Annotated in this window: 13 protein-coding genes; 7 read left to right on the top strand and 6 right to left on the bottom strand. The window is 67.5% G+C overall.

The window, feature by feature from the left end:
* The 5 genes from BU28_RS0105725 to BU28_RS0105705 all read right to left on the bottom strand — a co-directional run bounded on the left by BU28_RS0105725 (position 1) and on the right by BU28_RS0105705 (position 6729).
* Positions 1-825 carry an ABC transporter ATP-binding protein gene (locus BU28_RS0105725; RefSeq protein WP_028718621.1) on the bottom strand — a complete coding sequence of 275 codons (825 nt, stop codon included), beginning with the start codon at positions 823-825 and terminating at the stop codon, positions 1-3.
* A complete protein-coding gene (locus BU28_RS0105720) occupies positions 826-2151 on the bottom strand; it encodes a nitrous oxide reductase family maturation protein NosD (protein WP_028718620.1) in 1326 nt (441 codons plus the stop codon).
* Complete coding sequence (gene nosZ / locus BU28_RS0105715) at positions 2151-4085, bottom strand: TAT-dependent nitrous-oxide reductase (RefSeq protein WP_028718619.1); 1935 nt, start codon at positions 4083-4085, stop codon at positions 2151-2153. The genes BU28_RS0105720 and nosZ overlap by 1 nt, the downstream gene beginning before the upstream one ends.
* A gap of 1 nt (position 4086) precedes the next feature.
* The gene (locus BU28_RS22110) at positions 4087-6372 is read right to left on the bottom strand and encodes a NosR/NirI family protein (protein WP_051577800.1); all 2286 of its coding nucleotides are present in this window, start codon (positions 6370-6372) and stop codon (positions 4087-4089) included.
* 111 nt (positions 6373-6483) lie between these two features.
* Positions 6484-6729 carry a hypothetical protein gene (locus BU28_RS0105705; RefSeq protein WP_028718618.1) on the bottom strand — a complete coding sequence of 82 codons (246 nt, stop codon included), beginning with the start codon at positions 6727-6729 and terminating at the stop codon, positions 6484-6486.
* A gap of 110 nt (positions 6730-6839) precedes the next feature.
* On the opposite strand from BU28_RS0105705, the gene BU28_RS0105700 reads away from it, so the two are divergent.
* From BU28_RS0105700 to BU28_RS0105675, 6 genes are read left to right on the top strand one after another with little or no spacing between them, the layout of a single operon-like run.
* Positions 6840-7292, top strand: coding sequence for a c-type cytochrome (locus BU28_RS0105700; RefSeq protein ID WP_028718617.1), 453 nt, complete (start codon positions 6840-6842; stop codon positions 7290-7292).
* A 14-nt stretch (positions 7293-7306) separates the two neighbouring features.
* A complete protein-coding gene (locus BU28_RS0105695; RefSeq protein ID WP_028718616.1) occupies positions 7307-8677 on the top strand; it encodes a cbb3-type cytochrome c oxidase subunit I in 1371 nt (456 codons plus the stop codon).
* 4 nt (positions 8678-8681) lie between these two features.
* Positions 8682-9485 (top strand): CbbQ/NirQ/NorQ/GpvN family protein, encoded by an 804-nt coding sequence (locus BU28_RS0105690; RefSeq protein ID WP_028718615.1) that lies wholly within the window; start codon positions 8682-8684, stop codon positions 9483-9485.
* A gap of 4 nt (positions 9486-9489) precedes the next feature.
* Complete coding sequence (locus BU28_RS0105685; protein ID WP_028718614.1) at positions 9490-11412, top strand: nitric oxide reductase activation protein NorD; 1923 nt, start codon at positions 9490-9492, stop codon at positions 11410-11412.
* Entirely contained in the window at positions 11412-11948 is a 537-nt protein-coding gene (locus BU28_RS0105680; RefSeq protein WP_028718613.1) for a cytochrome c oxidase subunit 3, read from the top strand. Before BU28_RS0105685 ends, BU28_RS0105680 begins: the two co-directional genes overlap by 1 nt.
* A gap of 6 nt (positions 11949-11954) precedes the next feature.
* Positions 11955-12200 (top strand): cytochrome C oxidase subunit IV family protein, encoded by a 246-nt coding sequence (locus tag BU28_RS0105675; RefSeq protein WP_028718612.1) that lies wholly within the window; start codon positions 11955-11957, stop codon positions 12198-12200.
* Here the strand turns inward: BU28_RS0105675 and BU28_RS0105670 are convergent.
* Positions 12197-12901 (bottom strand): Crp/Fnr family transcriptional regulator, encoded by a 705-nt coding sequence (locus BU28_RS0105670; protein ID WP_028718611.1) that lies wholly within the window; start codon positions 12899-12901, stop codon positions 12197-12199. The two genes, BU28_RS0105675 and BU28_RS0105670, sit on opposite strands and share 4 nt — an antisense overlap.
* On the opposite strand from BU28_RS0105670, the gene BU28_RS22105 reads away from it, so the two are divergent.
* Positions 12867-13577, top strand: coding sequence for a CYTH domain-containing protein (locus tag BU28_RS22105; RefSeq protein WP_345940143.1), 711 nt, complete (start codon positions 12867-12869; stop codon positions 13575-13577). The genes BU28_RS0105670 and BU28_RS22105 overlap by 35 nt on opposite strands.
* The last annotated feature ends 41 nt before the right edge of the window (positions 13578-13618 follow it).

Below are 13618 nucleotides of genomic sequence, written 5' to 3'. Positions count from 1 at the left end.
CTAGCATTGCAGGAAATGGGCATAGATGTCGTCGAGGCTGGGGTCTTCCAGCGTGATCCGGGTCGCGCCCTGGTCCAAGAGCGCGCGCAGCACGGCGGGCTTTTCGTCCTGGCCCAGTTCGATCCGTCGTGGCGTGCCGTCGATGACGCAATGCAGGCGCGAAGGCAGCCCGGCCAGCGCCCGCAACTCCTCGAGCGTGCCATCGGCGATCTTGCGGCCGCGGTTCAGCACGATGACCCGCTCGGCATGGCCTTCCAGCTCGGTCAGCGCGTGCGAGGACAAAAGCACCGTGGCCCCCGCCCGCGCCCGTTCGGCGACGATGCCGTAAAGCTCGCGCCGAAGCGCGGGGTCAAGGCCCGAGGTCGGCTCGTCCAGAAGCAGCAGGCGGGGGTCGCCCAGCAGCGCCTGCGCCAGGCCCAGGCGTTGCCGCATGCCCTTGGAATAGGTGCGCACCGGCCGGTCGGCGGCGTCCGACAGCCCGACGCGGGCGAACAGCGCGTCATGGCCGCGCGCCGGCAGGCCCTTCAGCCGGGCATAGAAGCCCAGCGTCTCGCGCCCGGAAAAGGCCAGGTGGAACTGCACGCTTTCCGGCAGATATCCCAGCGCGCGCCGCGCCGCGCGGTCGCCCGGGTCTGCGCCCAGCACGGTGATTCTGCCGCCATCGGGCCGGGTCAGGCCCAGCATCATCTTGATCTGCGTGGTCTTGCCCGCGCCGTTGTGGCCGACCAGCGCCACCACCTGCCCCGGCTCCAGCGCATAGCTGAGGTCGCTGACCACGGCGCGGCCGCCATAGGTCTTGCCGACATGGTCAAGGATCACGGTCATCTAGAGCGGCCTTTCGGAATTCGGGCGCATCAGCGCATGGCTGTCGGTGACGCCGCCCGGCAGCAGCGCGGGAAAGCGGCTTTGCGCGAAACGCAGGATCTGCACGGCGGGGCTGGTCAGCAGCAACCGGGCCTGCGGCGCGGTCCACATCACCTTGTCCACCATGTCGTTCGGGCGATAGGGGCTGTCGGCCAGCCCGTCGCCGTCCAGGTCGAAGCCCGCATTGTCGGACCAGTAGTTGCCGATACCGTCCAGCGACCATTCCAGATAGCGGGTGCCCACGTATTTCACCTGAATGCGGTTGCCGATGAAGTCGTTGCGGGCGACCTGGTTGCCCTCGGCCCCCGCAGTGAAATGAATGCCGATGGCGCAGCCCTCGAAACGGTTGCCGATGAAACGATTGCGGTTGGCGTTATAGATGAACACGCATTTTTCCGGCGCAATGCGGCTGCCGGTGACAGAGACCTCGGCTTGCGGGACGCCCGGCTCGGCGCTGGTGCCCATGTCGCGCCAGCGGCTTTCCGGGGCGGGATGGCCGGTCACGCGGTTCCTCTCGATCACCGAGCGGTTGGCCGAGTTGAACAGGAAGCCATAGTCGCGGTCGTTGTCCGAACTGTTGCCGACGATCCGCAGCCGGTCCGAGAACATGATCGCATAGCCCATGCCGTTGTCCTGCGAGCGGTTGTCCTCGATCGTGCTGTCGGCGGTGTTCATGTAATGGATGGCAAAGCGGGTGCCCCGGATGTCGTTGCCCCGGAACACGTTGCGTTTCGACACCGAGACGAAGATGCCGTCGCGGCCCAGGGTGATGGTGTTGCCCTCGACCACGGCGCCGGGGGCGTTCCAGACGCTGACGCCATTGCCCAGTTCCGACTGCCGGCCGCGGCGGCCTTCGATGCGGTTGTCGGCCACCACGCTGTCGCGGGCGCCCTGGATGCGGATGCCGTGCAGGTTGTCGCGCAGCGTATTGCCGCGCACCTGCGCGCCCCTGGCGCGCTTGGTCAGGAAGATGCCCGAATCCATCCGGTCCAGATCGCTGCCCGAGCCGGTCACGGTCAGGCCTCTGATCTGCACGTCCGGGGCATCGACCGCGATCACATGGCCCTGGCCCCGGCCGTCCACCACGGCGCCGGCCTCGCCGCGCAGGGTCAGCGGCGTCTCGATCAGCAGGGGGCCGCGCCAGCGCCCGGCCCCCAGAAGGATTTCGTCCCCCGCCTGCGCCCGGTCCAGCGCCGATGCCAGCGCGGCATCGTCGGCGGGCTGCCAGACCCGCGCCGCAAGCGGCGAGGCCAGGCAGATCAGCAGCAGGGCAAGGGACAGGCGCATCAGGCTTTTTCCACCAGCATGCGGCCCTTCATCTCCATGTGCATAGCATGGCAGAACCACGAACAGTAATACCAGTAGACGCCCGGCCGGTCGGCCTTGAAGGTGACGGATGCGGTCGCCTGCGGCGCCACCTCCATGTTGATGCCGTAGTTGATGATCGAAAAGCCGTGGGTCAGGTCCTCGACATCGTCGATGTTGGTGACATAGACAGTCACCTCGTCGCCCTGCTTGACGGTGAAGCTGTCCAGCCCGAAGATCGGCGCCGAGGAGGTCATGTAGACCCGCACCTTGTTGCCGTCGCGGATCACCTCGCTGTCGACCATCAGGTCGATGTTGTCGGCCTTGGCCTGCGCCACCGCATCGGCAAAGAAGGGATCGTTGCGGTCCCAGACCGAGACGGGGTTGATCTTCGATGCGTGCACGATGGTCGCGTCATGCGGCTCGGCGAAGGTCGGGTTGTCGTGGACGATCTTCATCTCGTCGCCCGAGATGTCGATCAGCTGGTCGCATTCCGGCTTCAGCGGCCCGACGTTCAGGAACCGGTCCTTCGAAAACTTGTTCAGCGAGATCAGCCACTTGCCATCCGCTTCCTTGGTCTGGCCCATCGAGGTGTGGTTGTGGCCCGGCTGGTAGTGCACGTCCAGCTTCTGCCGGATCGGGTCGACCTGCTCGCCCTTGTAGGCGCGGATCGCGTCCTCGATGTTCCACTTGCAGATCTGGCTGTCGATGAACAGCGTGGTATAGGCGTTGCCGCGCCCGTCATAGGCGGTGTGCAGCGGACCCAGGCCCAGCTCCGGCTCGGCCACCACGCAGTCGCGGCCCTGGATCTTGTCGGCGAAAAGGTCGTCGAACTTGCGCACGTCGAACACCGTAACCGTGGGCGACAGCTTGCCGTTCGCGACGATATGGATGCCGTCCGGCGCGGTGTTGATGCCGTGCGGGCCGTTCGCGACCGGGATATAGCGCACCAGCCTGTTCTTGTCGCCGGTGCCGTCCAGCACGCGCACGCCGTTCCTGACTTCGCCCTCGCCGGCCTTCACGGCGGCCTCGATGGCCTTCAGGTCGAAGACGGCCAGCCAGTCCTGGTCCTTCTCCATCATCTCTTCCAGCGTCACGCCGCCTTCCGAGTTGTAGCAGGTCGCGAAGGCGTATTTGCCCTGGTAATCGGCATCGACGTTGTCGAGGTTGCCGTCCACCTTGATCTGCCAGGCGACCTCCATCGTGTCGCCGTCGATGGCCGAGAAGATCGAGAAATACTGCTTGGGATCGTCCAGCACGCTGCCGTCGTTGGGCAGCGGCACGCCGTCCTCGCCGTTGGCGAAGACATAGCCGGTGCGCGGGTATTTCTGCACTCGCAGCCCGTGCACGGTGTGCTGGTTCGGCAGCTCGATGATCTTGTCGCATTTCATCACGTCCAGCCGGACGCGGGCGACACGGGTGTTGGCCTTGTCGTTGATGAAGAAGTAGCGCCCGTCATAGGTGCCGTCGGTAAAGGACGGGTGCGGGTGGTGGGCGTCGCCGTTGGTATAGACGCCGCCCTTGTCCTTGAGGAACTCGACCGTCTCGGGGGTCAGCCCTTCGGTCAGCACCTTGCGGGATTCGTTGGTCAGGCCCCAGCCGGTGGCGCTTTCGCGGTTGAAGATCGGCACGCGGATCAGTTCGCGCATCGAAGGCAGGCCCATGATGCGCACCTCGCCCGAATGGCCGCCGGACAGCAGGACGTAATATTCGTCCAGTTCGCCCGGATGGACGACATACTCCTGGTTGCCGGGCGTGCCCTGGGCCAGCGCCGGGGCGGCGATGCCGCCGGCGGCCAGCCCGGCCCCGGCGCCCAGCAGCGCGCGGGGCGCGACGGCGCCGACGCCTGCGGCCACCGCGACCGAGCTGCCCAGCAACTGGCGGCGGTTCAGTCGGAAATCGTTCCTGTCGGTCATCTCATGCTCCTTTGGAATCGGGGATTTTCAGGGCCGCCGCCTGCTGGGCGCGATAGGCCGGCGGCGCAGTCGTGGCGGGGGTTGGGGATGCGGCCGGTTTGGCGGCGGCGGGGCCGGCGCTGCGGGCCAGCTTTTCGCGCCGGGCCTTGACGGTGATCATGTGCGGGCAGCGGGTGTCGTCGTGGTAAAGCACCTGGCAGTTCATGCAGTAGATGCATTCGTTGACGTTGATCTGCCCCTCGGGGTGGATGGCCTGGACCGGGCAGTCGTTGGCGCAGCGCTGGCAGGGGCTGCCGCATTCCGGCCAGCGCTTCAGCCATTCGAACATGCGCATCCGCCCCGGGATCGCCAGCGCCGCGCCCAAGGGGCACATGTAGCGGCAATAGAAGCGTTCGATGAACAGGCCGGGCAGCAGGCAAAGCAGCGCGAACAGCACGAAGCCCCATTCGCGCATGAATTTCAGGATGATGGCGGTCTTGAAGGGCTCGACCTCGGCATAGATTTCGGCATCCGACAGCGAATAAAGCGACAGGCCGAAAAGCCCCAGGAAGATCATGTACTTGATCGGCCACAGCCGTTCGTGCAGCCCCCAGGGCAAGGTGATCTGGGGAAAGCGCAGCCAGCGCGCGACGGTGTTCGACAGTTCCTGCAGCGCACCGAAGGGGCAGAGCCAGCCGCAGAACGGCCCCCGGCCCCAGAACAGCAGCCCCGCCGCGACCGCGCACCACAGGATGAAGACCAGAGGCGCCGCCAGGAAGTAATCCCAGGAAAACCCCGAAAGCAGCGCGTTGAAGAAGGTCAGCACGTTCACGACCGACAGCTGCGTGTGGACCATCCAGCCCAGCCAGACCAGGGTGAAGGTCAGATAGGCGCGCCGCACCCACAGGAAGGTGCGCGGGTACTTCGTCAGCACGTCCTGGAAGAAGAAGATCGCCGTCAGCACCGCCAGCGCCGTGCCCAGGATGGCGATCTGGATGCGGTTCATCTGCCACATGGTTTTCCACAGCGCCGGGCCGTCGTCCTCGGGCGCGGGCTGGCCGACCTGGGCGCGGGGCTGCGGTTGCGGATTGGGCTCGGCGGCGGCGGGGGCCGGTTCGGGCGCAGGCAGCAGGTAGCGTTCCGGGATCTGATAGGCCAGGTCGAAGGGCAGCGTGGCCTTGTCGCGGCCCTGGGTCTGGCGCTGCACCAGCAGTTGCAGGTCGAAGGGCCGGGTCACGTCGAAGGTGAAGTCCTGCGGCACCACGAACAGCGCGATCTCCTTCAGCCGCGGCGCGCCCTGGGCGGCCAGCACGGGGATGCGGGTGTGGTCATGGTCCTTGAAGCGCAGGCCCTGGCCGTCCTGCATCAGCTCGATGCGGTCGAAGATGCCGCCGCGGACATAGCCCGAGCCCTTGAACGAATAGGCGCCGTCGCCCGCCACCAGCAGCGCCGACTGGCCGGGTTTCAGCTTGGCCGCCAGCCGGTCATAGGCGACATCGCCCAAAAGGCTGCGACCGATGGCCGGGACCGAAACCGGCGCCATGTAAAGGTCGATGAAGGGCGCCTTGGGCTCGGCGGCCTCGGGGCGGCCGGCGGCGGCGGGCTGGCCCGCATCGGCGAAGGCCTTGCTGACCTCGCCCACCGTCAGGACCAGCGAGCGGACCGAGCCGTCGCCCAGCAGCGTCTGCCAGTCCGCGGCCTGGGTCACGGCCGGGTCCAGCTCGCGCCGGACCTCGGCCGGCACCGGTCCGGCGGCCACGCCCGAAAGCCGGCCCGAACGGATCAGCTTGACCGCCGAGCGCACGATGCTGTCGCCCATGACCAGCACCGTCACCGTGGCGCCCGAGACGATCTCGGCCTGCGGCGGCTTCGCCGCGCCGCTGGCGACCGGCGCCAGATCGGTGCCGATCAGCCCGTTCAGCGCGGCCAGCACCTTGGCCTCGGGGATGCCGATCAGGACGATGGGTTCATGATGCTCGACCAGGTTGATGCCCCGGATCACGCCCTGCGCGTCGATGCCGACGACGATTCGGATCGGCTTGCCGGAATAGCCCGTCGAAGGCGTGAAGTCGCTGTTCAGATAGGCAAAGCCCAGCGCCTCGCCGCCCTTCAGCACGGGCACGATGGCCGGGTCGCCCTGCGGCGCGCCATAGGCATCGGCCCCCGCGAACAGCTGCGCGGGCGGGGTCTGCTCCAGCGCCTCGGCCAGCGTCATGGCCTGGGCCGAACCCGCGGCCAGCGGCAGCAGGCACAGCACGATCAGCCACAGCCCGCGGCGGGCAAGGTGCAGAAGTTGCGGTACGGACATCTGACGCTCCGGCTGGACAGCTGCCGCGAAGATGGCGCCGACACGGGGGCCCGAACGTTGCGCCAGCACAAATTCCCGTCCGAATTTGCGGCGGGCGGCGAAAATGGCCCGCTAGCCCCGGCCCGCCTCGTCCAGCAGCCGATGCACCCAGCGCCCGGCAAGCCAGGCGGCCGGTACGCCCAGCGGCACCGCCAGCGCCACCGCCTGCTGCGGCGTCAACGCCGCAAGGCCCAGCGCCTGGCCCATCAGGCCCAGCATGAACAGGTTGATGGCCACCGCCCCCGCCGCAAAGACGTAAAGCAGCATCGACAGCTTCCAGACGGGCCAGCGGGGCGGGAGGGGGTGATCGCTTTTCATGCCCGCATTTTTCACAAAGGATTTTTGTCATCCTTGACTTCCGTCAAGACTCGCCGCGCCCCGCCGCGCCATGTCAGGACCATCGCCAACGACTCTCGGAGGTCATCGCCATGCGCGAGGTCCTGACAAAGAGCATGGCCCGAAACATCTTCTATGGCGGGTCGCTGTTCTTCATACTCATCTTCATCGGCCTGTTCATTCACGGCCACTGGTACATCACCCATGTCTCGACGGATCAGGCGGGCCTGACGCCCTCGGTGGTGCGCGGCAAGCACGTCTGGGAAGAAAAGGCCTGCGTGAACTGCCATTCGATCCTGGGCGAAGGCGCCTATTTCGCGCCCGAGCTTGGCAACGTCATGAAACGCTGGGGCGTCCAGGAGGACCCCGACATGGCGTTCGAGACCCTGAAGGGCTGGATGGACGCCCAGCCCTCGGGCGTCGAGGGGCGTCGCCAGATGCCGCAATTCCACCTGAACGATCAGGATGTCCGCGCATTGTCGGATTTCCTGCTGTGGACCGGGCGGATCAACACCCAGAACTGGCCGCCGAACGACGCCGGTTAACAGGGGGAACAACCATGAAATACCAATCGCAAAAGATCGCGCTGGCCTATATCTATGCCGCGCTGATCCTGTTCGCCGTCCAGGTCACCATGGGCCTGGTCATCGGCTATATCTACGTCAACCCGAACTTCCTGTCCGAGATCCTGCCCTTCAACATCGGCCGGATGCTGCACACCAACTCGCTGATCGTCTGGCTGCTGACCGGCTTTTTCGGCGCCGCCTATTTCCTGATCCCCGAGGAAGCCGAGCGCGAGATCCATTCGGTCAAGGCCGCCTATGTCCAGCTTGCCATTCTGGTGATCGGCACGGCGGGCGTGGTCGTGACCTATCTGTTCAACCTGTTCGAGGGCAATTTCCTGCTGGGCCGCGAGGGGCGCGAGTTCCTGGAGCAGCCGCGCTGGGTCAAGGCCGGCATCGTCGTCGCGGCCCTGATCTTCCTGTGGAACGTCAGCATGACCGTGCTGAAGGGCCGCAAGACGGTGATCTCGTCGATCCTGCTTCTGGGCCTCTGGGGGCTGGCGCTATTGTTCCTGTTCTCGTTCTACAACCCGTCGAACCTGGCCTTGGACAAGCAATACTGGTGGAACGTCGTCCACCTGTGGGTCGAGGGCGTGTGGGAGCTGATCATGGCGTCGATCCTGGGCTTCCTGATGCTGAAGCTGACCGGCGTGGACCGCGAAGTGGTGGAAAAATGGCTCTACGTCATCGTCGCCACGGCGCTGTTTTCCGGCATCCTCGGCACCGGGCACCATTATTACTGGATCGGCCTGCCGGCTTATTGGCAGTGGATCGGCTCGATCTTCTCCAGCTTCGAGGTGGTGCCGTTCTTTGCCATGATGAGCTTTGCCTTCGTCATGGTCTGGAAGGGCCGGCGCGACCACCCGAACAAGGCGGCGCTGCTGTGGAGCCTCGGCTGCTCGGTCCTGGCCTTCTTCGGTGCGGGCGTCTGGGGCTTCCTGCACACGCTGCACGGGGTGAACTATTACACCCATGGCACCCAGGTCACCGCGGCGCACGGGCACCTGGCGTTCTACGGCGCCTATGTCTGCCTGAACCTCGCGCTCTTCACCTATGCGCTGCCGATCCTGCGCCGGCGCGACCCCTATAACCAGGTGCTGAACATGGCCGCCTTCTGGCTGATGTCCGGCGGCATGCTGTTCATGACCTTCGTGCTGACCTTCGCCGGCACGCTGCAAACCCACCTGCAGCGCGTCATGGGCGAATATTACATGGACGTGCAGGACCAGATCGCGCTGTTCTACTGGATGCGGCTGGGCGCCGGGGTGGCGGTCGTGCTGGGGGCCTACATGCTGATCTATTCGCTGCTGAAGCCGCGCCGCGAAGTGATCGAACCCGGCCCCGTGATCCAACATGCAGCGGAGTGAGACGATGGACGGACCCTTCGACGTGACGGGGGCGGACGCCCCCTTCTACCTGCCCCAGGGCGACGAATGTGCGATCTTCGCCGCCGCCCATGCCGCCAGCCTGCCCCTGCTGCTGAAAGGACCCACAGGCTGCGGCAAGACCCGCTTCGTCGCCCATATGGCGGCGCGGCTGGGCCGGCCGCTTTACACCGTCGCCTGCCACGACGACCTCTCGGCCGCCGACCTGATCGGCCGCTATCTGCTGAAGGGCGGCGAGACGGTCTGGGTCGACGGCCCCCTGACCCGGGCCGTGCGCCAGGGCGCGATCTGCTATCTGGACGAGGTGGTCGAGGCCAGGAAGGACGTGGCCGTGGTGCTGCACCCCTTGACCGACGACCGCCGCATCCTGCCGATCGACCGCACGGGCGAGGAATTGCAGGCAGCGCCCGGCTTCATGCTGGTCGCGTCCTACAACCCCGGCTACCAGAACATCATGAAGACGCTGAAGCCCTCGACCCGGCAGCGTTTCCTGTCGGTCGAATTCACCTTCCCCCGGCCCGAGCATGAAATCCCCGTGGTGGCGCGCGAAAGCGGGCTGGACCAGGATCGCGTGGCGCTGCTGGTGCGGCTGGCGAACAAGCTGCGCGGGCTCAAGGGACAGGATCTCGAGGAAGGCGTCTCGACCCGGCTGGTGGTCTATGCCGCGACCCTGATCGCCGGCGGCATGGCGCTGGAACGCGCCATCCTTGCCGCGATGATCGAGCCGCTGACCGACGACGCCGACACCCGCAGGGGCCTTCTGGACCTGGCCGTGGCGGTGACGGGATAGCGCCATGGCCCATATCGAGATCGCCCCCTGGGAGCCCGAGGAAACCGTCGGCAAGCTGTGGCACCTGATCGCCTCGCGCATGGACCCGCCGCAGCGCTATCCCGAGGCCGCCGTCCGCTTCGAGGACATGCGCGGCCGCATCGCCGTGCTGTTCCGGGGCCTTGGCGGGGCGGCCGATGTCGAACTGAAGCCGGTGGCCGACCAGTCCGGCCGCCACCGCATCTCTTGGCGGCGGCGTCTGGCCTTTGACCAGGAACGCCTGGCCCGCAGCAGCTTCGACGGCGACGCCCTGCGCCTGCCGGCGGAACTGGCCGAATTCCCGCGACCCCAGGACAACGAGGGGCTGTATCTGTGGCTCGCCGCCGCCTCGGCCCATGCCCCGCGGTTTGCAGCCGAGACCGATCCGCTGCGCGCCGATCTGGCCGGCATCGCCGCCGGCATGGCGATGCTGCGCGCGACGCTGGATGCCGCGCCCGGGCTGCGCCCGCTGTGGTCGCGGCTGGCTGCCGCGCATCTGCAGGCCCGCCACCGCCCCGCCCTGCGCGGGACCGAGGCGCAGGTCGAAATCCTGGTCTGCCACCTGCTGGGCGATCCGCAGCCGCCGGAACCGGCGATGCTGGCCGGTTACGCCGCCCCGCCCGCGCATTGGCAGGCGCCGCGCGGCTATCGCCCGGTGCTGCCGGTGCCAATGTGGCCGGACCTGCGCGGCCTGAGCCAGGCCCCCGGCGAACAGATCGCAAGCCTGCCCACGGACGGCACCCCCGAGGAAGGCGGCGACGGCACCGCCCGCAAGACGCGCCGCATGAAGGCCGATCAGGCCGAGCGCAAGGACAGCATCATCCTGTATAAATTCGAGGCGATGCTGACCTGGGCCGAGATGATGAACATCAACCGCCGGGTCGAGGACGACGACCTGGACAACGCCAGGAAGGCCGCCGACGACCATGATGAGATCGTGCTGGGCCAGATCAGCAAGGCGCCGGCGACCAAATTGAAGCTGCATCTCGACCTCGCGCCCGAGGACGTGGACCGCGAGCGCATCGCCGGCCGCTTCACTTATCCCGAATGGGACGCGAGGGGCGGCGTCTGGCTGCCCGACCATTGCCGCGTGCTGGCCGCCCCGGTCGAGCCGGCGCCCGATTACGCCGGCGTTACCGACCCCGCCGCCCGCCGCCGCATCGAGGCCGTGCGCCGCCAGTTCCAGGCGCTGCGCCCGGCCAGGGCGATCCGCCACGCCCAGCCCGACGGCGACGAACTGGACCTCGATGCCGCGCTGCGGTCGGTCACCGACCTGCGCGCCACCGGGCGCGGCAGCGACCGCATCTGGCAGCAGGCCCGGCAGGAAAACCGCGACCTCGCCGTCTCGATCCTGCTCGACGTGTCGCGTTCGACCGAAAGCGCCGTCACCGGCCGTCCGGTCATCGACATCGCGCGCGAGGCCCTGACCGCGCTGGCCTGGGGGCTGGACGCCTGCGGCGACCGCTTCGCCATCCAGGGCTTTTCCTCGCTGAAGCGCGACCGGGTCTGGATCCACGACTGCAAGCCCTTCTCCGAGCCGATGTCGCGCGAGGTCGAGGCCCGCATCCACGCCCTGCGTCCGGGCTTCTATACCCGGCTCGGCGCCGCGATCCGCCACGCCTCGGCCGGGCTCGCCGACGAGGGCCGGCCGCGCCGGCTGCTGATCGTCATCACCGATGGCAAGCCCAACGACCTGGACCATTACGAGGGCCGCCACGGCATCGAGGACAGCGCCATGGCCGTGCGCCAGGCCCGCCGCGCCGGCCACGCGGTCTTTGGCATCACCATCGACAAGGGGGCGCAAAGCTGGTTCCCGCGCATCTTCGGCCAGGGCGGTTTCTCGGTGATCCGCGATCCCGACCGGCTGACCGGCGCCCTGCCGGAAATCTATCGCCAGCTGGTGCTGTGATGCGGATCGACGATCTGCCGGGAGAGCTGATCCTGTGGATCCTGATCGCCTCGGAAGTGCTGGTCTTTGCCGCCGGGCTTTCCGCCATGGTGGCGATGGGGCTGCGCGACCCGCAGGGCTTTGCCGCCGCGCAGGGCCATCTGGACGGGCGGCTGGCGGCGCTGAACACGGTGATCCTGGTCACGTCGGGCCTGTTCGCGGCGCTGGCGGAGCGCGACGCCGCCGCCGGCCTGCGCGCCCGCGCCCGGTTGGGCCTGGGCCTCGCCGGACTGGGCGGGCTGATGTTCCTGGCGCTGAAGGCGGTGGAATACGCGCGCGACATCCGGGCCGGGCTGGGGATGGACGGACATCCCTTCTATACCTTCTATTACCTGCTGACCGGCTTTCACGCCGCCCATGTCATCGCCGGCGTGGCGGTGCTGGCGCTGGTCGCGGTCCGAGCCCGACCGGCGCCGGTGCAGGCCGGGGCGATGTTCTGGCATATGGTGGATCTGGTCTGGGTGCTGATCCTGCCCGTCATCTATCTGATCTGGTAGGCGCCGATGGACCCGCTGATCCGATGCTGGTTGCAACTGATGGGCCTGACGGCCGCCACCGCGCTGCTGGCCGGCGTCGACGGGCGGCTGGCGGCGGTCGGGCTGCTGGCGCTGGCCTGGCTCAAGGCGCGCGCGATCCTGCGGGGTTTCCTGCACCTAGGCGACGCGCCGAGCTGGCTTGGCGCCTTCATGCTGCCGCTGGGCCTGTGGCTGGCAGGGCTTGCCGGCTTATGCGTGCTGGTGCTGGGCTAGGCCCGGCCCAGGGACTCGGCATTGGCGGCCTCGCGCAGCCGCCCGACCGAGGCGATGACGGCGCTGGTCTGGTCGATCCTGACGCCATGCGGGCGCAGCTTGAGAAAGGCGCGGCTCAGGCTTTCGGGCTTCATCCCCAGCCGCCCGGCGATCAGCGTCTTGTCATAGGGCAAGGCGACGGTCGCGCCCTCTGCATCGGGCGGGCAGAGGTCCAGCAGGAACTCGGCAACGCGCTGGGCGGCGGAACGCACCTTCAACTGCTCGATCTGCTCGACCAGGCTTTGCAGGTGCAGGAAGGTCGCCGACAGGATCGAGATCGCCGCCTCGGGATGGGCTTGCAGCAGGTTCAGGAAGGCCTGGGCCGGCAGCGCCACCACCTCGCTGGCGGTCGAGGCCTCGGCCGAGACCGGATAATCGGCCCGGCGCAGCGCGATCGGCTCGCCAAAGCTTTGCCCGCGGGTCATGACGCCCACCACCGCCTCGGCCCCGTTCGGCGCGATGCGGTAAAGCTTGACCCAGCCCTCGGCCATGATGTGGATGGCGGTGGCCGGGTCGCCCTGATGGAAAAGCGCCTGCCCGCGCGCCAGCCGCAGCACCTGCGCCGAATCCAGAAGCCGATCCGTCATCCCTGCGGGCAGGCCTGCGAACAGCCGTGACTGCCCGGCGATGCGGCGGTGCAATTCGGTCAGTCTATGGCTCATGGTGCGGCTCCGGGAACGGAAGGCCAAGGTAGGGGGAAGCGCAGCGACAAGGCAAGGCGCGACGCGGCGGGCCTGTCTTCCGATGATTGTCATCCGGCCGGAACATGCGCATGAGAGACGCAATCGGGAAACAAGGCGGGTGACGCGCGCAATGCCAATCGAGATCGAACGCAAATTCATGCTTGCCAACGAGGGCTGGAGGGATGCGGTCGTCCGTTCGACACGCCTTCGGGATGGAATTCTTGCCTTCTATGACGGCAGAAAGGTCCGCATCCGCCTGTACGACGACAAGGCGACGCTGACGATAAAGGGCCCCCGCAAGGGCCTTGCCCGGCACGAGTTCGAATATGAAATCCCCCTGCCCGATGGCCTGGTCCTGCTGGAGCAGCACTGCAAGGGCGAGGTGGTCGAAAAGACCCGCCATCATATCCCTGCCCTGGGGCACGAATGGGTGGTGGACGAATATCACGGGCTGCTGGACGGGGTGATCCTTGCCGAGGTCGAACTGCCCAGCGAAGGCGCCCGCCTGGACCTGCCCGCATGGGTCGGCAAGGAAGTGACGGGCGTCGACAAGTACCGCAAGATCACGATGGTGAAGGCCCGGAGGAGGAAGCTGCGGGATGCGGCCCGCAGGGCCGGAAAGCACGCAGCGAAGCAGCCGGACAGGGCCAGATGAGCACGCTTCGGGGAGAGCCGGAAAAGGAAACGCGGCCCGAA

It is taken from the genome of Paracoccus yeei ATCC BAA-599 (assembly GCF_000622145.1).
Lineage (GTDB): Bacteria > Pseudomonadota > Alphaproteobacteria > Rhodobacterales > Rhodobacteraceae > Paracoccus > Paracoccus yeei.
The sequence above is the reverse complement of the archived record's forward strand: the minus strand, read 5'-3'. Positions and strand labels throughout refer to the sequence as shown.